Raw genomic sequence first — 19,500 nt, forward strand, 5'->3', positions numbered from 1 at the left:
ACACAACTATGTTACAATTAAGAATGAAGAAAACGGCCATTATTTTTGTAATGGCTGTTGGTTTTTTAAACCAAACCCATGCCCAGAAAAAATATCCGTATCAGGATGCAAAAACACCTGTTGAAGACAGAGTAAAAGACTTGTTGAGCCGTATGACACTTGAAGAAAAAGTGCGTCAGATGGATATGTATAGAGGAGATTTTTTTAAAGATAAAGAAGATTTTGCGAAATCTAAATCGGCAGAAAAAATCGGGAATTTAGGAATTGGAGCTATTCATGATCTTTATCCGCGTTCGGCGAAAATGATCAATGATTTGCAAACCAATGTAATCAAAGGAAACCGCTGGGGAATTCCGGCACTTATTATGTGTGAAATGCTTCACGGTTATTTAGACGAAGGAAGTACGGCTTTTCCAATGAACATTGGACTTGGGGCAACTTGGGATGTTGCCGTAATGGATAAAGTTGGTAAAGTAATTGGTATGGAAGCCAGAGCACATGGAGTTCATTTTGGTTTTGGTCCAAACTTAGATTTAGGACGCGAACCAAGATGGGGAAGAGTTGCTGAAACTTTCGGAGAAGATGCATTTTTAAATAGTGAAATTGGTTTAGCATTCATTAAAGGATTACAGGGAGATGATTTAAAATCGGATCGATCTATTATTGCAGAGCCTAAACACTTTGCCGTTCATGGTATTCCGCAGGCGGGAGGAAATTCTTCGCCAATTTTGGTTGGAGAACGTTCAGCAAGAGAAGACCATTTACCATCTTTTCAAAAAGCATTTACAAAAGGCGGCGCTTTGGGAACAATGTGTGCGTATTCTGAATTGGACGGAATTCCTTGTGCAGCAAACCATTGGTTATTGACGGATGTTTTGAGAAACGAATGGGGTTTTAAAGGTCTTGTAGTTTCAGATTTAGGAGCAATAAAATACATTCAGACGACTCACAAAGTTGCTGATTCTCCAAAAGATGCTATTAGAGAAGCGGTTTCTGCAGGTGTTGATATGCAATTTTATGATTTTTCAAACGAGTTCTGGCAAAATACTGTTATTGAATTGGTAAATGAAAAAAAATTGACAATGGAAAATATCGACCGTGCGGCGGGAGCAGTTTTACGTTTGAAATTTTTATTAGGATTATTTGAAAATCCGTACACAGATAAAAATCTGATTAAAGAGCGTTTTCATACTAAAGAAAACCAAGCTGTTGCTTTAGAAGCTGCTCAAAAATCAATGATTTTGCTGAAAAATGACAATAATATTTTACCGTTGAGTAAAAGTATTAAAAACATTGCTGTCATCGGACCAAATGCAAACGCTTCAAGAATGGGAGGTTATGCTCCTAAAAATAGTGTTGGAACAACAGTTTTTGAAGGTATACAGCAAATTGTTGGAAAAACTGCCAATGTAGTTTACGAAGAAGGTGTTCCTTTAATTGTAAAAGGACAAATTATTCCATCTAAATATTTGTTTACTCCAGACGAGGCTCAAAATGGATTAAAAGGAGAATATTTTAACAACAGAAATCTTGAAGGAACCCCAGCATTGACTCGAATCGACAGTCAATTAGAGTTTGACTGGCCTTGGGCGCCTGGAGACGGTGTAAATGTGGATGATTTTTCTATTAGATGGACAGGATTCTTAAAATCAGATCAAGCCCTTGACGGTTGGTTAGGTTTAAGTTCTGATGACGGAATCAGAATGTATATCGATGACCAATTGGTAATTGACAACTGGACTAAAGGTGCGACAAGCATGGTTACAGTTCCAAAAAATATTGAAAAAGGTAAAAAATACAAAGTCCGCATTGAAATGTGGGAAGGAGGCTGGGGTGCCAGAGCGCATTTCCGTTGGAATTTAGAAAAAGTAAACTTACAGCCTGCAATCGAAGCTGCTAAAAAAGCAGATGTTGCCATTGTGGTTTTAGGAGAATCTAACGAATTGGTAGAAGAAAACAGAGACGTTGCTTCTTTAGACTTATTTGGAATACAGCAGCAATTGATCGAAGAAATTCAAAAAACGGGAACACCTGTAGTTTGTGTGTTATTAAACGGTCGCCCGCTTTCTACAAATTGGATTGCAGAAAATATTCCAGCAGTAATTGAAGGATGGTTCCCAGGAGAATTTGGAGGAAGAGCTGTTGCAGATGTTTTATTTGGAGATTATAATCCAGCTGGAAGATTACCAATAACAGTTCCAAAATCGGTTGGGCAGCTACCTATATATTATAACCAAAAACCATCTGCGATACATAAATATGTAGCAGAAAGCGAACATCCGTTATATTCATTTGGTTTCGGATTGAGTTATACGAAGTTTGAATATTCAAATTTAAAAATCAGTGCAAACGAAATCAAACCTAATGGAGAAGTGAAAGTTTCTGTTGATGTTAAAAATATTGGAAATCTTGATGGAGATGAAGTTGTACAATTATATATTAATGATGTTTACAGCTCTGTTACCACTCCAGAAAAAACGCTAAAAGGATTCAAAAGATTGAATATTAAAAAAGGAGAAATAAAAAATGTTGAATTTACACTTACACCAGATGAGTTATCTATCTGGAACAGAGAAATGAAGAGCGTTGTAGAGCCTGGAGATTTCGAAGTTATGGTTGGCGGAAATTCGACAGATTTACTAAAAACTAAATTTAAGGTTTCGAACTAAAATCGCTTAAACGCAGAATAATTTTAAACGTTTTTTAGATAAAAAAAAGAATACAATTGAAAAAGGCCAAAATCTATTAGATTAATAGATTTTGGCCTTTAAAATAAGGAAGAGTTAGATTACAAATGAAAACGTTTTCTTTCAATAAAACGCGAAACTTTCACCAACACCTTTTCAAAATTGTCATTTGTCGAAATTATGTATTGTTAACAAAACGTATTCTTAAATTTAACATGTTATTAACTCTAAAAAAACAACTAATATGATTAAAAACGTACTAAAATTACTGTTGGTCATATGCCTTTTCGGATTCCAAAGCCTTGAAGCGCAGACTACAGTAAAAGGAACGATAACAGATGCTCTTACTGGAATTCCGATTCCTGGAGCAAATATTATTGTTAAAGGAACAAAAACAAGTGCTTCATCAGATTTTGATGGTAAATACAGCATTAGTGTTCCAAATCAATCAGCAGTTTTAGTTTTTACTTATGTAGGATCTGCTACAAAAGAAGTTGCTGTAGGATCTCAAACTACTATTAATGTAGCTTTAGGTGCAGACACCCAGCAGTTGGGAGAAGTTGTGGTTACGGCTCTTGGTATTAAAAGAGAGAAAAAAGCCATTACGTATTCTGCACAAAACGTTTCAGTAGATGAACTTTCTGAAGCTAGATCATTAAACGTTGCCAACTCTCTTTCTGGTAAAGTTGCAGGTCTTAACTTCTCGACTACTTCAAATGGTGTTGGTTCTTCTTCCAGAATTACTTTAAGAGGTAACAGATCTCTTAATGGAAACAACCAGCCTCTTTATGTAGTAGATGGTGTGCCAATTAGTAACGGAACAACAACAACAAATCCTGATATTGATACAGGGGGAACTACACAGCCAGATGGTATTTCTAACATTAACCCAGAAGATATTGCTTCGATGACTGTTCTTAAAGGACCTTCTGCAGCAGCACTTTATGGTTCTAGAGCATCAAATGGTGTAATCGTTATTACAACAAAATCTGGTAAAGCAGGAAAAACCTCAGTTTCGTTATCATCTAACTTTATGGCTTCTTCAGCTTATAACTTGATGAATTTACAAAACGAGTACGGTCAAGGTACGAATGGAGTGTATGTTCCAAACTCATCTTCAAGCTGGGGAGGAAAATTAGACGGAAGCCAAGTTTCAAACTGGCAGTTAGTTCGTAACCCAAATTATGCTGGACCAGCTACACAAAGCTATTCTCCACAGCCTAATAACGTTATTGATTTTTACAAAACAGGTTACAACTTAGCAAATACATTAACTGTAACTGCTGGTAACGAAAAAGCGCAAGGTTATTTCTCTTATACCAACACACGTGCTGAAGGTATCGTTGGAGGAAACCAAATGGATAGACACAATCTTAACTTAAGATTGACGAGCAAAATCTCTGATAAATTATCATTAGATGTAAAAACAAACTACATCGTTCAAGATATTGATAACTTATTGAGAACTGGTGAAGAGTCTATTGGTACATCTGCATATTTATTACCTCGTAGTATCGCATACAACGATTACAAAAATTTCGAATATTTTGATGCTGCAGGACAAAGACAAGTCAACTATTTCCTTGACGAAACTGGAGCTCCAGGAGGAAACCCATTTTGGTCTGCATTAAGAGATGATGCTCGTACAGATAAAAGAAACAGATTTATTGGTTTAGCGTCTCTTAAATATGAGTTTACAAAAACGTTAAGCTTACAAGGTAGAGCTGGTTTAGACCAAATGACTAACAAAAACGTAAGAAACAGATATGCAACAAATGCATTTAACAGCAACATGGGTTCATACAGCGAGTCTTATGAAACAGTGAGCGAATTAAACGTTGATGCTTTACTTTCTTACAATGAGAAATTTGGTGATTTTTCTATCGGACTTAATGCTGGTGCAAACTCATTGCAACAAAATAGTTCAGCTTTAAATTCTGGTGGTGTTTTAAGTAAAAGAAACTTCTTCGCATTATCTAATGTGCAGACAGTTCAATCTACATCTACTGCTTCAGAAAAAAGAATCAATTCAGTTTACGGATTTGGTCAAATTGGTTATAGAAACTATTTATTCTTAGACGTAACAGCTAGAAATGACTGGTCTTCTACATTACCAACAGATTATTTCTACCCATCTTTTGGTCTTTCTGCAGTTCTTTCTGACATGTTTACATTGCCAGAAGTAATCAGCTTTGCAAAAATTAGAGGTTCTTATGCACAAGTTGGTAACGATACAGATCCATACCAAACACAACAAAGATTCTCATATATTGGAGGAAATGGTGGTATGTTGTACGGACAAAGCACAAAAGCTAATCCAAACTTAAAGCCTGAGATTTCTTCTTCTACAGAGTTTGGTGCAGATGTTAGATTCTTTAATAACCGTTTAGGTTTAGATTTTACATATTTCAATACATTAACAGACAATCAGATTTTCTATATTAACACTCCTGAATCTTCTGGATATTCTAGAGCAATCGTAAATGGTGGAGATATTGAAAATAAAGGTATTGAGCTTACGCTTACGGCAACTCCAATTCAAACTGCAAACTTTACTTGGGATATTACAGCAAACTATGCTTCTTATAAATCAAAAGTTAAGTCTATCTTTGAAGGAAGAGATGAGTTAGTTCTAGGTGAAGGACGTTTAGTTAGAAGTAAAGTTGTTCAAGGTGGTGAATACGGAGATTTATATATTAAAGGTTTCCAAAGAGATCCAAACGGAAATATTATTGTAAACAGTGCTGGTATTCCATTGGCAACAAATGGTTTCGATGTTCGTGCTGGAAACTTTAACCCAGACTGGACAGCAGGTTTCAAAAATAATTTCAAATACAAAGATTTCTCTTTAAGCTTCCTTGTTGATTTTAGAATTGGTGGAGAAGTTATTTCATACACTCAAGCAAGACAAGCTGGTTTAGGGGTAAGTGATGTTACACTTGCTGGAAGAGAAGGCGGAATAATTGTAGATGGTGTTGTTGCGGCAGGAAATGGTACATACACTCCAAATACTACAAGTATTACAGCAGAACAATACTGGACAGCTATTGGGCAAAGAACTCCAATTGCAGAACCATTTATTTATGATGCTACAAACATCAGATTAAGAGAACTTGTTTTTGGTTATTCTTTACCAAAACGTTTATTAGGCAGTTCAGGATTTTCAAGTATTGACTTCTCTTTAGTGGGTAGAAACTTATTCTTCTTCTTAAACAAAGCAGAACACTTTGATCCAGAAGCTGGAGCAGGTACAGGTAACTTACAAGGGATAGAATCTTTCAACATTCCTTCAACTAGAGATTATGGAGTTAATGTTAAATTCGGATTTTAATTAAAAAAGAGATATCATGAAATATAGTTTTAAAATAAAAACACTAGGAGTCGCTGTAGCGATGCTATCTACTTTTTCTAGTTGTACAAAGGACTTCGACGAAATAAATACGGATCCAAATTCGCTTACAGAAAGTCAGTTAGATCCAACTCTTGCTGGTCCTGCATTTGCATCTGCATTATACGCAGGTATCCACAACGGATCTTATTCTTCTCCAGGTGTAGATGATCAAGGTACTTGGGGTATTGCAACAGGTATTTTATCTTCAACTTTTATTCACTACTTAAATTGTGGATACGGAACGGAAAGAAATGCTTTCGTTAACGGATACGAAGGAAGAGGATGGACAAGATTTTATACAGTTGCTGCGCCAGCTTTGGCAAATGCTTTCAAAGCATCTGAAGGAAATGCTGAAGCTTTAGCAGTTCTTAAAATTTGGAAAGTTTTCATGTACAACCAAATGGTTGATGCTTACGGACCAATTCCTTACACTGAAGCAGGTAATGGTAAAGAAAAAGTTCCTTATGACAGCGTAGAATTCATCTATGAAGATTTCTTTAAATTGTTAGATGAAGCAAACGCAGTATTGAGTTCTTCTTCTACTGCATCTGTAGCCTCTCTTGCCCCAAATGATAGAGTTTATTCAGGAAGTGTTGACAAATGGAGAATTTTTGGAAACAGTATGAGATTGCGTTTAGCTTTAAGAATTTCGGATAAAGATCCAGGAAAAGCAAAGACTCAAGCTGAAGCTGCTGTAGCTGCAGGAGTTATGCAGACAAATGATCAAAGTGCATTCTTTAAAGCAAGTAACATTACTCCAAACAATTTAAACATGATTGTAAACAGCTGGGGTTATGTAATGACAGCTTCTATGGAAAGTATCTTAGTAGGATACAACGATCCACGTTTATCAAAATGGTTTGCCCCAATCGATACTGGAGTTTATAGAGGTAACCCTGTTGGAGGTTTAGAAGATCAATTTGGAACTACTAAATTCTCTGCTTTCAATAATGACGTAATGGGTAATGGTGCCACTAACAACCTTAGTGAAACTAAAAATATCGAAATCTTCATGGCTTCTGAAAACTATTTGAGCAGAGCAGAAGGTGCATTGAATGGATGGAACATGGGCGGAGATGCTAAAACTTTGTATGAAACAGGTATTAGATTATCTCTAGCACAATGGGGAATTACAAATGCTGCTGAAGTAGATGCATACATCAATGGTTCATCATTGCCAACTTTACCAAATATCCTAACAGTTTACCCTACTTTAGACTTAAGAGATATCCCTGTTAAATTGCCAGTAGCTTGGTCTGCATCTACTGCTGATCAACGTACACAGATTGCAGTTCAAAAATACTTAGCAATTTTCCCAGAATCTTGGGAAGCTTGGGCAGATTTACGTAGAAGCGATGCTAAAGTTATTTATCCTGTATTAAACACAGATAACCCAGACCCAGGAGTTGGAAAATCTCTAATGAAGAGAATCATTTATACTACAAATGAGTATTCTTCTAACAAAGAAGCAGTTGATGATGGTATCGCAAAATTAGGCGGTGCAGATTCAGGTGGAACTAGACTTTGGTGGGACACAAAATAATTAATTTGGTGAGTAATGATCGACACAATCCTTACTTAAAATTCAAAAGGAGAGGTAACTCTCCTTTTGTTTTATCCATATGTCAGTAATTTTTGGCATACAAAATTTCTTTTAACTACTGATGATTTTCTTCAATTCAACAAATCATCAAACCACAAAAACATAAATAAAAATGGTTGATACAAATACCACTAACTCCTCACAAACCAAACCAACCACATTAGTTCCAATTTTAATAATAGCAAGTCTGTTTTTTATTTTTGGATTTGTTACTTGGATCAACGGCGCTTTGATCCCGTTTATGAAAACAATTAACGAATTAACTTCAGCGCAGTCTTTATTAGTTGCGTCGGCATCTTATATTTCGTTTGTTGTAATGGCACTTCCTGCCTCTTATATTTTAGCTAAAATCGGCTATAAAAAAGGAATGTCTTTAGGATTATTCATTATGGGTTTCGGAGCTTTAATTTTTATTCCTGCAGCCGAAGCAAGAACGTATTGGATGTTCCTTACAGGAATTTTTATTCAGGGAGCCGGAATGACTTTATTGCAAACTGCATCAAATCCTTATATTACTATTTTAGGACCAATTGAAAGCGCGGCAAAAAGAATTTCTATTATGGGAATTTGTAATAAAATTGCTGGAGCTTTAGGCTCTCTTATTTTTGGATCTATTTTATTATCAGGAATTGATGAAATTCAGGAAAAACTGGCTGTAGTAAGCGTTTCTGAAAAAAATACATTACTAAATAATATGGCAGACAGTGTTGTAGCTCCTTATATTTCTATGGCAGTGGTTTTATTTATTTTAGGATTGCTGATTCGTAAAGCACCGCTTCCAAATGTTGAAGCCACGCCAATCGAAGAAACAAAAGAGGGAGAAACAGCAAAAACAAGTATTTTTCAGTTTCCGCATCTTTGGCTGGGCGTACTGACTTTGTTTATGTACGTTGGAGTAGAAGTTATTGCCGGTGATACGATTATAGCATACGGAATCGCGTTAGGATTTCCTGCAGCCGATGCTAAATTCTTTACAACATTTACTTTATTAGCAATGGTTGCTACTTATGCTTTGGGAGCATTTTTGATTCCGAAATATATCACGCAGGCTTTGGCTCTAAAAGTGAGTGCGGTTTTAGGAATTATACTGTCATTCTGCATTGTGTTTTCTAGCGGATTTACTTCTGTTTTATTCGTTGCTGCATTGGGAATTGCAAATGCTTTGGTCTGGCCGGCAGTCTGGCCGCTTACACTTAACGGTTTAGGTAAATTCACGAAAACTGGAGCAGCATTATTAGTAATGGCAATTTCTGGAGGAGCAGTTATTCCGCCTCTATATGGGAAATTTCTAGACGGAACAAAAGCTGATCTTATTGCACAGGGAATTAGCGAAGTAAATGCAACAGCAGCAGCCTCAACAAAAGGATATTGGATTTTACTTCCTTGCTATATTATTATCCTGTACTATGCGATTTCAGGACATAAAGTGGGGTTGAAGAAGAGTTAGATTTTTTTAATCTGAAAGATGTAAGATGTGATATGTAAGATGTAAGATGTGATATGTAAGATGTTAGATGTGATATGTGATATGTGATATGTGATATGTAAGATGTAAGATGTAGGATTTAAAGCTATATCTAAGAGACATTTTTCATATTGAAAAGTAAATTCAAAATCTTGCTTCTTGCTTCTTTCATCTAAAAAAAAGCAAAAACAAAGAAAAAGAAAATGATTTTAAAAAAGAGATATACTACAGCTGCATTATTGATGGTAATTGTTTTTTCCAATTCAGTAAAAGCACAAATTAAAGCTGTGAATATTGAAAGCAGTTATATTGCAGATCCGCCTGTTACAACCAACAGCCACGCATCGACATTGGTTGAATATAAACCAAATGAGATTATGGCAGCTTGGTTTGGCGGTAAATACGAAGGCGCAAAAGATGTCGGAATTTATATTTCTGATTATAAAGATAAAAAATGGTCAACGCCAAAAGAGCTTATTCAGCCATTAATCAAAAACGGAGATACGCTTCCTTGTTGGAATCCGGTGTTGTTTAAAAGCAAAAGCCAGAATTTGTATTTGTTTTACAAAGTCGGAAAAAATCCCAGAGAATGGTTTGGCGCTATGATAGTTTCAAAAGATAATGGAAAGACTTGGGGCGAACCAAAATATCTTCCAGAAGGATTTTACGGACCAATTCGAAACAAACCAATCGAAACTACGCCGGGCTTAATTCTCTGCGGCAGCAGTACAGAAAGTGTTGATAAAGACGAATGGAGAATTCATGTAGAAACCTACACAGAAGCTGACGATTCTTGGAAAAAAATTGAAGTTGAAAACAATAAACAATTAAATGTCATTCAGCCTACATTTTTAGTGCATAGTGAAAGTGATATTGAGATGTTGTCCCGCAGCAAGCACAATAGAGTAGTTGCAAGCTGGTCTGGAGATAACGGAAAAAGCTGGATAAGAACCAATACAATTAATGTGGTCAATTCAAATTCGGGAATAGATGCTTTAACTGTAAATAAAAATCTTTTTTTATTAGTGAATAATCCACTGCCACAGGGAAAAGATTGGTTTAACGGACGCAATATTTTAGACGTTCAATATTCGACAGATGGTTTGAACTGGAGAAAGTTATTTGATTTGGAAAATCAAGAAAAAGGAGAGTTCAGTTACCCAGCAATAATTCAAACCAGCGACAAGAAAGTACACGTACTGTATACTTATGATCGAAAATACATTAAACATACCTCTTTTGATTTATAATCTTTTAATGATGGTACGCGGATAACATTCATTTACTTCGTAAAGACGCTGATTTTACGATTTTATTTGATTAATTTTTATAATATCTGCGTTTATCCGCGTTTTTGCAAAGCAAATCCGTTTCATCCGCGTTCCATTCTATAGATAACCAATATGAAATTAAAACTTTTTTTTACGACCGTATTTTTTTGCTGCACTTTCGTGAATGCACAAATTTCCAAAACCTTTTATAAACATGATAAATATCTATCATCAGATAAATTGGAAGGCCGTTTTCCGGGTACAAAAGGAAATAATAAAACAGCAGCTTATATTCAAAAGTATTTTAAAAAATATGGTTTAAAAGAATTCAATAATTCCTATTATCAGCCTTTTAAAGTTTTTGTAAAAGAAGGCATCAATAAGATGAAATCAGATAGTGCTGCAACTCAAAATGTTTTGGGTTTTATCCAAGGATCTGATCCTGTTTTAAAAAATGAATATATTGTAATAGGAGCTCATTACGATCATTGGGGCTGGGGCGGACCAGGTTCTGGAAGTAAAAAGAAAGAAGCGTTTGCCATTCATAACGGTGCAGATGATAATGCTTCTGGTGTCTCGGCGCTGCTTTGCATTTTAGAAGAAATTTCAAAACAAAAAATCAAACCAAAAAGAAGCATCATTTTTATTTCGTTCAGCGGAGAAGAAGAAGGATTATTAGGTTCTAAGTACTTCGTAACCCATCTGCCAGTTCCAAAAGAATCCGTAAAAGTAATGCTCAATATGGATATGGTTGGAAGATTGAATGAGAAAAAAGAGCTTTATATGGGCGGTGCTGGAACTTTCCCAAATGGAGTCGAACTGATGCAAAAACTGCAGGAAAACTCAGGATTAAACCCAGTTATTCACGCAGGAGATGTTGGCGGTTCCGATCATGTTTCTTTTTATAAAGAATCTATTTCTGCGGTTGGTTTTCATACCGGCGGACATCCGCAGTATCATACACCAGAAGATGATATAGACCTCATTAATTCTGATGGGGGAGCGTTGGTTTCAAAATATATTTATAATGCCTTAACAGAAATTGCCAATTACAAAGAAACTTTGTTTTTTATCAAACAGAATTAAACAAAGCGATTAAAAATAAGTTAATTAGTTTTTTGTTGTTTGAAAAGGCGGTGTCTATTAAACGCTATAGATGCCGTCTTTTACTTTAAAAGCCCACGCTGCCATTGCATCAATAACGGGTAATAATCCCTTTCCAGCATCACTTAATTTATAAGTCACAAAAGGAGGAACGACAGGTTTTGCTTCGCGAATCACCAAACCATCCGCTTCTAATTGTTTTAAATGCTGAATCAGCATCTTCTCTGTTACAGCCGGAATTGCTCTTTTCAATTCGCTGTAACGTTTATCTCCAGTCGATAAATGATATAAAATAATGGGTTTCCAGTAGCCTCCAATTTTTTCCATAACAAAAGTTACAGGGCATTGTTCCAACGCATACTGCTTGTTTTCCTGAATAGTTGACGATTCTTTAATTGCTGTCATGATACATACTTTAGGGTAAGTACTTGTGTAAAAGTAAGTACAAAGATACCTTTGTCTTGTTAAATAAAAAAACTTTAAAGATGAAAATTATAATTTCAGGTTCGTTAGGAAATATCGGAAAGCCTTTAACGGCTCAATTAGTAAAATCAGGACACGAGGTAACGGTTATAAGCAGCAATGCAGATCGAAAAGCTGCGATTGAAGATCTTGGTGCAAAAGCAGTAATAGGATCAGTTAGCGATGCCGATTTTCTTTCAGAAACTTTTAAAGGTGCAGATGCCCTTTTCGCCATGACGCCTCCAAATATGGGCGGTGTAAATATTATTCAAAACACTACAGATGCTGGCACCGCTTTCGCGAAAGCGATTCAGAATGCCAACATTAAAAGACTAGTAATGCTAAGCAGTATAGGAGCTGATTTACCAAAAGGAAACGGACCAATTGCGGGTTTGTATAATATTGAGAAGATTTATGAGAAACTAAATACTTCAATTACATTTTTGAGAGCTGGATATTTCTACATTAACTTCTTCAACGATATTCCGATGATAAAAGGAGCAGGGATTATGGGAGCAAATATTCCAGCAGGAAATCGTATTCCGTTAGTGCATCCAGAAGATATTGCATGGGCTGCTGCAGAAGAATTACAAAAATTACCAGAAGGAAAAAATGTGCGATATATTATTAGTGATGTTTGCACGCCTTCAGAAATTGCAAAAACATTCGGCACAGCAATTGGAAAACCAGAACTTCCTTGGGTTGAATTTACTGATGAACAATATTTAGGCGGAATGACTCAAGCTGGAGTTCCAGAAGAAATGGCTGGTTTATATACCGAAATGGGAAGCGGACTTCGCAACGAAACCATTGCAGCAGATTTTCTAAACAATGATGGAAAAGTTCAAGGAAAAATCAAACTAGAAGATTTTGCAAAAGAGTTTGCTTCAAAATTCTAATCAAAAAAACATTCCGCTTCTATTTACAGTAAGCGGAATGTTCAATTTAAATAATGAGTTATCATTATTTCATACCCTTTATAATTTCACCGAAGACTCAAGCGATAGCGAACAGACTAAGTAATCATCTCGACAAAATCTGCTTCCCATGACCACAAACCATCAACCATCAACCATCAACCATCAACCACCAACCATTAACCATCAACCAACAACTTACAATTTATAAGAGAAATTCTTAGACTTAACCACTTTTCCTTTATCAGTAATTATTACGCAGCTGTATTCTGGGAATTTTTGGAGCAGCAGTAAGCCTTCTTTTAGACCTAAAACCATCATTGAAGTACTTAATCCGTTTGCCGTTTCGGCGTTTGGACCAAAGACAGTTACACTGCACAAACCAATTGCGGGATACCCAGTTGCAGGATTTATAATATGGGAGTAGCGTTTTCCATTAAAAACAACAAACTTTTCATAACTGCCAGAAGTAGTGACAGCGCCTTCTTTTAAAGGAACAACAGCTAAAATTTTTTCAGGTTTAAACGGATTCGTAATACCGATTTTCCAGTCCTTTCCGTTGGGTTGTTTTCCCCAGGTGCTCATATCGCCAGAACCATTGATAATTCCGGCTTTAATGCCTTTTTCAATCATCATGGCGCGGCATTTGTCAGTGGCATAACCTTCGCCTAGAGCACCAAATCCGATTTTCATACCTTTTAATTTCAAAAAAATAGTCGATTCTGTGCTGTCCAAAATAATATTCTTGTAACCCACTTTTTCAACCGATTTTTTTATGGCTTCCGCCGAAGGCATTTCCGTCATCGAACCGTCAAATTTCCAGATTCTGTCCATTGCAGCAAAGCTTACGTCAAATCCGCCATTTGTTATTTCAGAAAGTTTAACAGCTCTTTGGGCAAGTTCAAAAACTTCTCGATCTACTTTTATAGGTTGAATTCCCGCATTCTGATTCACTGCAGAAATTTGAGAATCGGCTTTCCAGTCCGAAATTAAGTTTTCTATTCTAGTAATTTCAGCAATCACAATATCGATATTTTGTTCAGCTGAAAGCGAGTCTTTATCGACAATACTAATATCAAAACGGCCGCCCATTAAGAGCGTTGTTCTTTTTCGTAATACTTGCGAATAGCCTGTAAAGTAGTGAACCGTTACGAAAAGAATTAAAAGTTTATTTATAATTGGTTTTTGCATAAAAAATCATTTTTTAGAGCTCCCCCGGAGCGAAATATTTATAGTTATAATTTAGACGTTTCAAATTAAAGCTTCGCCAGAGCGATATGTAGTTTATATATGTCGCTCCGCTGGAGCTTTAACTTTGTGTGAACCAAATGTAATCTATAAATATGTCATCCCTCTGGGATTCATTTATAATTGCGATCTAAATTCTATAATCTATCCCGAGGCTTCGGGACTACAGTCTAAAATCCAAAATCCAAAATCCAAAATCCAAAATCTACAATCTACAATCTACAATCTACAATCTAAAATCTAATCCTAATAGCAATCCGTTAATAATTGACCATTTTCTTTGTATTCAGAAAGACTTTTAATTCCATTTTCCAGACACAATCCATTCAAAACAGCTTCAACATCTTTCTGCATGGCAAGCGAACCACAGATCATGATTACACCGCCTTCTTTCAATAAATTCATGAAAAAAGAAGCATCTTTTTGGATTAGATCAATCACATAAATATTAGCTCCTTCACGAGATAATGCTACGTGAAAGCGATCCAGATGTTGTTTTTGAATCATCACTTTTGCAAACTTTTTATAAGCCAAAAGCGTTGGAGTTACCATTCTAAAACCGCTGTACAAATGTATTTCCTTCTTAGCTTTATTCTGTTCAATCATTCCCAGGAAAGGAGCAATTCCAGTTCCGTTAGAGATGAGAGCCACTTTTGGTGCTTTTTTTGGAAGGTGAAAAGTAGGGTTTTTAAGAATTCTAGCTTTTATCGTATTTCCAGGTTCCAAATTATTTAAAAAGCCAGAACCTAATCCGTTTTCATGCAGTTTTACAACCAATTGTATGTTTCCAGAATGATTTCCAATAGAGTAGAGGCGTTCTCTAGAATCATTTGCAGGGTAAATTGCCAGTAAATCACCAGAAACAAATTTAGCCCTAGAATTAGCGCGTAATGTTAGTATAAAAGTATGTTCGGTATCAGAAATCGGCGTCTTATCTAAAACCATTAATTTCTGCAGTCCTTTCGGTACGTGATTGTATAATGAAGGAGTTGTCGCCAAAGGAATTCCCGTTTTAGCACTCCATAATTTTATCCAGTTTACAAATTCAACAGCCGATTTGTCGTTAACGGTTTGTAAATCTAAATAACGATCTGCCCAATTTTGATTGGCTAAAAGCTGATCGATTTCAATCGCAAACTGACAGAAATCTGGGTACGCTTTAGAGCCAAAACCAACGACAGAAAAATTAATTTTCTGATCCTGATTTTGCTTTTCTAATACAGCTTTGAATTTTTTTGCGTTAGAAGGCGCATCACCTAAACCATGAGTAGAAGTAAAGACAATTATATGTTCTGCCTTTGGATATGCCGAAAAACGATTCAGTTCGGTAATAAAAGCCTTGTAGCCTTGATCGGTTAATTGTTTCAGAATAGCATTAGCAAATCTAAAAGAACTTCCGTTTTCAGAACCAACTAAGAGAATAAAAGCACTTTCGTGAGCTGTGAATTTGTTTTTAATTCGACTTGATCTTCTTTTTAAAGTAATCGCAAAACCAGAATAAATAAAGAATAAAATATTGATGCAAGCTATTGCTAAGATTACAGCCCAGACTCCGTTAATTCTACCTGTATGAAGATCAAGGCTCAAAGCAGCAAATTGTTTGGTTACCGGCGAAAGTTTTTCTGAAATAACAGCACCAGAAACCTGATTAACTTCGATCTCGCGATCTTTTAATTCAATGACATAATATTCTTCAGGATCATCTGTAAAAGGAAACTCAATTTTTTTTACATCAGAAAGTAAAGTAGTTTTAAATATAGAAGCCGTTTTGTCTTTCTCCGAAAATTCAGTTTTTAAAGGCTTTGCTTTTTCTTCGCCCATAAAAAAGTTAAATCGTTCCAACGATAAATAGGTTCCTGTTAATGCAATAATTAGAATTGGAATTAAAGCCAATCGCCCCAAAACAACATGGTAATATTGGGCAAAATATTCTTTAATTACTTTGGAAAAGAAATTACGAATACCGCGCTGTCTCTTTAAAACAAGCACAAAACCCGAAAGCGAAATCAGCAGCAGACAAAAAGAAATTATGCCGACAAAAAAACGTCCTGCTTCATGAAGAAACAAAGAACGATGAAAGCTTGTAACCCATTGAATAAATTCGCTTTTTTTTACAGGAGTTCCTAAAGCTTTTCCAGTTTTGGGATCAACATAAGCATTAACATCATTTCCGTGTTGATCAATTGCCTGAAGCGTTACAAACTGATTGTAATCGACACTTAATTCTGTAATTTCTGGGTACGCTTTTTTTAGAATAGGAAGAGTTTCTCCTAAAGTTATTTCATTAAAATTTTCAGTTTTGTACGGAAGAGTTTTTTCCTGCACTGCATCGACCGCCAGAATAATTCCGGTTACCGTGGCTAAAAACAAAAATATAGAAGAAAATAAGGCCAGGGCCAAGTGTGCGTAACGCCAGAAAGAAAGAGTCATTGAATGTATTAAAAGTAATAAATGTTTAAAGCTTTGTCAAAGTTTTTAACTTTGACAAAGCTCAGATTTCAATTTTAAGCAGAAAAAAATAGAATTCATGCTTATAGAGGTTAAAAAATAATATGCTGAATATTAAATTTTGCTTAACCTTACGTATTTAATATAGCCTTTTCCATCTGTTTTAGCAGCCAGACCTTCTGTTGTAAGCGGAATTTCAAGATCGCTTACATAATACTTTTGATCTTCAACAGCTGTTTCAAAACGTAGTTTGTAGCCTTTGTTAATTTTAGAATTTTCAATTTCTATTGTTGTCACACTGCGATCTCCGCCAGTAACAGATGCCCCTGTTTTTGCACTGATATCATCATTTTTTTGAGTATGGAATTTGTTCCATTCTTTTAATGATTTGTACCACTTTTTATCATCGCCCATTACATAAAGTGTTTTTTCGTATTCGCCGTTTCCATTAACGAGTGAAACTACAATATATGCACCTTCTCCCATATAATTATTCATCTGCAGCATGCATTTGTATTTGCTTGACTGTGCATTAGATTGAAGAGAAAGTAAAAAAACAAATGCGCTTGTAAGAGCAATTTTAAATATAGATTTCATATTTTTTTAATTGTAATTTGGAATTTTATTTTTGAAGTTTAAAACTATTTACTTTAAGAATTCAACCGAAATATTGTTTTTTGTAAGCAGATCATTTTCTTTTGCCAAAGCGTAAGCTGTCTCGTCAAATTCTGTATTGATGTCTTTTTTGGCTCCAACAGAAACAAGATATTTTAAAATTGAATCATCTTTAGAAGTCATAGCCGCTCTGTGCAGTGCCGTTAAACCATCTTTATTTTTAGCATTTACATCTACTTTTAAATCAGTAATTTTTTTAAGGAGAGAAACATCATTTTTAGTAATTGCCAAATGATACAAAGTGTTTCCGTCTTTTTGCGCTGCAGCCAAATTTAATCCTTTATCCTGAAGTAATTTTGCTTTTGCATCAAAAGGATCTTGTTTAGGAGCATCTTTATCTTTTCCCGCAGGACGATAAGACTGTACTAAATAAACTCCTAAATTATTGCCGTCTTTGTCTTTTACATTAATATCTGCACCTTTCGCTAAAAGCAGACTTACAGCTTCTGGAGTTCCAGATCTTACGGCATATGTCAAAGCAGATTCTCCTTTTACGTTTTGAGCGTTGATATTTTTTGCATTAGGAAGAAAAAGTTCTAAAGCAGCAGTTTCTCTTGCAGATGCTGCAGCCATAATTGGAGTATTTCCTTCTTTATCAGCTTTATTAACATCAACACCTTTTCCTAAAAAGTATTTGATAATTTCAGTTTGATTGGGTTTTCCAGCTAAAATATGCAATACATTTTGTCCTGCTTTATTTTGTGCAGTTGCTTTTATTTTTACTTCTTCAACCAAATATTTGTACGTTTCTATTGTATTAGTTTCTCTTCTGCTTCCCTGTGCAGCAATTAAAAGCGCAGTTTCTGTTGGTTTAATTCCTTTTTCTAAAAGTTTTTTCAATAACGGAATATTTCCAGATCTTGCAGCATACGTAAAAGCAGTATTTCCGTCATTATCAACATCTTTAAGAGACATTCCTTTAGTTGCGAAATATTCTGCAGCTTTTAAATCTTTATCTGACGCAATTGCCAGAAGTAAAAGGTTTGCTCCATTTATATATTTTTTTGTCGGATTTACTCCAGCCTTAAAAAATGCATCGTACATCGCAGGACTCGACTGCCCGTTTGATGCTGCGAAATCTGCAGGAGTAGTTCCGTGGCTGTCTTCAAAATTTACATCAGAACCTTTATTAATAAGATATTCTACTAATTCTGTATTTCCTCGATAAGCCGCCCAATGCAAATAAATACGATTATCGTGCGTTAATTTCGTAACCGAATTTCCTGGCTGTTCAATTAAAAATTTAATAGTTGCAACAGGCGCATCATTATTAATTGCCAGCGTTGTAACATCAAAAGCATTGGCATTTGCCTCTGAAGGATTATTTCCTTTTGCTATTTCGGCCTTAACAGTTTCGATATCTGGAGAAGTTTTCCAAAAAGATTGTTCTAAAAGAGTATTTTTTTGCTGAGCACTTACAAAAAGCGTAACAGCAAATGCAAAAGAAGCGAAAAGATTCTTTTTCATGTTTTGATAATTTATGGTTATAGAATTATTCAAGATTAAATTTATTTTCAGATATGTATTTTACTCTATTTAGAATAAATAAAAATAAAGCAAATGTAAAGATTAATATTTTTAAATCAATACAAATTTGTTGTTAAAACTGATTTTTAATCTAGTATTTCGGAATTTTAAGAATGTCTTAAGCTGATTTTAATTTTTATATTCAAACAATATCCTTTAGACAATTGATATTTGAAACTATTAAGATCAGAGTAATTTCTTAGATAAAAATTATATATTTTTTGAATTTATTTACCTTGAATAATGTTTTTACCAATCTTTCCTGTTAAAAGCAATTGTTGGTCTTTTTTGAATGTACTTCACATCAATCTTAAAAGTGTTTTTTAGTCTAATTATCTGTTATAAAAAATGTTATGTTTTTTAGTAACACAATATTATTTAGAATAATTATTAATAACTAGTTTTTTTTTATTTTGAAATTGATTTTAAAATTAATCTTTTTCCAAATCAACTGTTGATAACTGCTTAGCTCTGTACCTCAAAAAATATCATTTTAAGATGTTGATAACTTACTATTAATTTTAGGGAAACAGTTAGTTCATTGAGAATTACAAGACATTATTTTCCTGTTGATAAAATTCGCAGAAACTCCAATTTTTGAAGTTTTCAAACTGTTGATAATTGGAGAGATTTTTAACATCTAAAACTGGACAAAAGGATAACTGTGGGCTAAATTTGTAATTATAGAAAATCACGCCGATA

At 34.9% G+C, this 19,500-nt stretch carries 12 protein-coding genes; 7 read left to right on the top strand and 5 right to left on the bottom strand.

Features of this window, described 5'->3' with window-relative positions; all coding sequences use genetic code 11:
- The first annotated feature begins 8 nt into the window (after positions 1 to 8).
- The 6 genes from EDB96_RS16895 to EDB96_RS16920 all read left to right on the top strand — a co-directional run bounded on the left by EDB96_RS16895 (position 9) and on the right by EDB96_RS16920 (position 11,503).
- Complete coding sequence (locus EDB96_RS16895; protein WP_134142122.1) at positions 9 to 2,669, top strand: glycoside hydrolase family 3 protein; 2,661 nt, start codon at positions 9 to 11, stop codon at positions 2,667 to 2,669.
- Positions 2,670 to 2,931: 262 nt separating this feature from the next.
- Positions 2,932 to 6,018 carry a SusC/RagA family TonB-linked outer membrane protein gene (locus tag EDB96_RS16900; protein WP_134142124.1) on the top strand — a complete coding sequence of 1,029 codons (3,087 nt, stop codon included), beginning with the start codon at positions 2,932 to 2,934 and terminating at the stop codon, positions 6,016 to 6,018.
- Positions 6,019 to 6,034: 16 nt separating this feature from the next.
- Positions 6,035 to 7,621 carry a SusD/RagB family nutrient-binding outer membrane lipoprotein gene (locus EDB96_RS16905; RefSeq protein WP_134142125.1) on the top strand — a complete coding sequence of 529 codons (1,587 nt, stop codon included), beginning with the start codon at positions 6,035 to 6,037 and terminating at the stop codon, positions 7,619 to 7,621.
- Positions 7,622 to 7,793: 172 nt separating this feature from the next.
- Positions 7,794 to 9,128, top strand: a complete 1,335-nt coding sequence (locus EDB96_RS16910; protein WP_134142127.1) for a sugar MFS transporter — start codon at positions 7,794 to 7,796, stop codon at positions 9,126 to 9,128.
- Between the two features lie 221 nt (positions 9,129 to 9,349).
- Positions 9,350 to 10,396 (top strand): sialidase family protein, encoded by a 1,047-nt coding sequence (locus EDB96_RS16915; protein WP_134142129.1) that lies wholly within the window; start codon positions 9,350 to 9,352, stop codon positions 10,394 to 10,396.
- A 153-nt stretch (positions 10,397 to 10,549) separates the two neighbouring features.
- On the top strand, positions 10,550 to 11,503 hold the full coding sequence (locus EDB96_RS16920) for a M20/M25/M40 family metallo-hydrolase (protein WP_166669318.1): 954 nt from the start codon (positions 10,550 to 10,552) through the stop codon (positions 11,501 to 11,503).
- 57 nt (positions 11,504 to 11,560) lie between these two features.
- Here the strand turns inward: EDB96_RS16920 and EDB96_RS16925 are convergent, their stop codons facing one another.
- Positions 11,561 to 11,926, bottom strand: coding sequence for a winged helix-turn-helix transcriptional regulator (locus EDB96_RS16925; protein ID WP_057116048.1), 366 nt, complete (start codon positions 11,924 to 11,926; stop codon positions 11,561 to 11,563).
- Between the two features lie 80 nt (positions 11,927 to 12,006).
- Between EDB96_RS16925 and EDB96_RS16930 the strand changes: the two genes are divergently transcribed.
- Positions 12,007 to 12,882 carry an NAD(P)H-binding protein gene (locus EDB96_RS16930; RefSeq protein ID WP_134142130.1) on the top strand — a complete coding sequence of 292 codons (876 nt, stop codon included), beginning with the start codon at positions 12,007 to 12,009 and terminating at the stop codon, positions 12,880 to 12,882.
- Positions 12,883 to 13,098: 216 nt separating this feature from the next.
- On the opposite strand, the gene EDB96_RS16935 is transcribed toward EDB96_RS16930, so the two are convergent.
- The 4 genes from EDB96_RS16935 to EDB96_RS16950 all read right to left on the bottom strand — a co-directional run bounded on the left by EDB96_RS16935 (position 13,099) and on the right by EDB96_RS16950 (position 18,738).
- Positions 13,099 to 14,091, bottom strand: a complete 993-nt coding sequence (locus tag EDB96_RS16935; RefSeq protein WP_134142132.1) for an FAD:protein FMN transferase — start codon at positions 14,089 to 14,091, stop codon at positions 13,099 to 13,101.
- A gap of 303 nt (positions 14,092 to 14,394) precedes the next feature.
- Positions 14,395 to 16,578, bottom strand: a complete 2,184-nt coding sequence (locus EDB96_RS16940; protein WP_134142133.1) for a PepSY domain-containing protein — start codon at positions 16,576 to 16,578, stop codon at positions 14,395 to 14,397.
- A gap of 132 nt (positions 16,579 to 16,710) precedes the next feature.
- Positions 16,711 to 17,193 carry a DUF2271 domain-containing protein gene (locus EDB96_RS16945; protein ID WP_134142134.1) on the bottom strand — a complete coding sequence of 161 codons (483 nt, stop codon included), beginning with the start codon at positions 17,191 to 17,193 and terminating at the stop codon, positions 16,711 to 16,713.
- Positions 17,194 to 17,241: 48 nt separating this feature from the next.
- Positions 17,242 to 18,738, bottom strand: coding sequence for an ankyrin repeat domain-containing protein (locus tag EDB96_RS16950; RefSeq protein WP_134142136.1), 1,497 nt, complete (start codon positions 18,736 to 18,738; stop codon positions 17,242 to 17,244).
- Positions 18,739 to 19,500 lie beyond the last annotated feature (762 nt).

This window comes from Flavobacterium sp. S87F.05.LMB.W.Kidney.N, assembly GCF_004366435.1.
Taxonomy (GTDB): domain Bacteria; phylum Bacteroidota; class Bacteroidia; order Flavobacteriales; family Flavobacteriaceae; genus Flavobacterium.

Bases quoted from the DNA above. Each gene is read 5' to 3' on its own strand.
- EDB96_RS16895 (WP_134142122.1), top strand. From the start codon at position 9: ATGTTACAATTAAGAATGAAGAAAACGGCCATTATTTTTGTAATGGCT.
- EDB96_RS16935 (WP_134142132.1), bottom strand. From the start codon at position 14,091: ATGCAAAAACCAATTATAAATAAACTTTTAATTCTTTTCGTAACGGTT.
- EDB96_RS16930 (WP_134142130.1), top strand. From the start codon at position 12,007: ATGAAAATTATAATTTCAGGTTCGTTAGGAAATATCGGAAAGCCTTTA.
- EDB96_RS16900 (WP_134142124.1), top strand. From the start codon at position 2,932: ATGATTAAAAACGTACTAAAATTACTGTTGGTCATATGCCTTTTCGGA.
- EDB96_RS16910 (WP_134142127.1), top strand. From the start codon at position 7,794: ATGGTTGATACAAATACCACTAACTCCTCACAAACCAAACCAACCACA.
- EDB96_RS16940 (WP_134142133.1), bottom strand. From the start codon at position 16,578: ATGACTCTTTCTTTCTGGCGTTACGCACACTTGGCCCTGGCCTTATTT.
- EDB96_RS16905 (WP_134142125.1), top strand. From the start codon at position 6,035: ATGAAATATAGTTTTAAAATAAAAACACTAGGAGTCGCTGTAGCGATG.
- EDB96_RS16950 (WP_134142136.1), bottom strand. From the start codon at position 18,738: ATGAAAAAGAATCTTTTCGCTTCTTTTGCATTTGCTGTTACGCTTTTT.
- EDB96_RS16915 (WP_134142129.1), top strand. From the start codon at position 9,350: ATGATTTTAAAAAAGAGATATACTACAGCTGCATTATTGATGGTAATT.
- EDB96_RS16945 (WP_134142134.1), bottom strand. From the start codon at position 17,193: ATGAAATCTATATTTAAAATTGCTCTTACAAGCGCATTTGTTTTTTTA.
- EDB96_RS16925 (WP_057116048.1), bottom strand. From the start codon at position 11,926: ATGACAGCAATTAAAGAATCGTCAACTATTCAGGAAAACAAGCAGTAT.
- EDB96_RS16920 (WP_166669318.1), top strand. From the start codon at position 10,550: ATGAAATTAAAACTTTTTTTTACGACCGTATTTTTTTGCTGCACTTTC.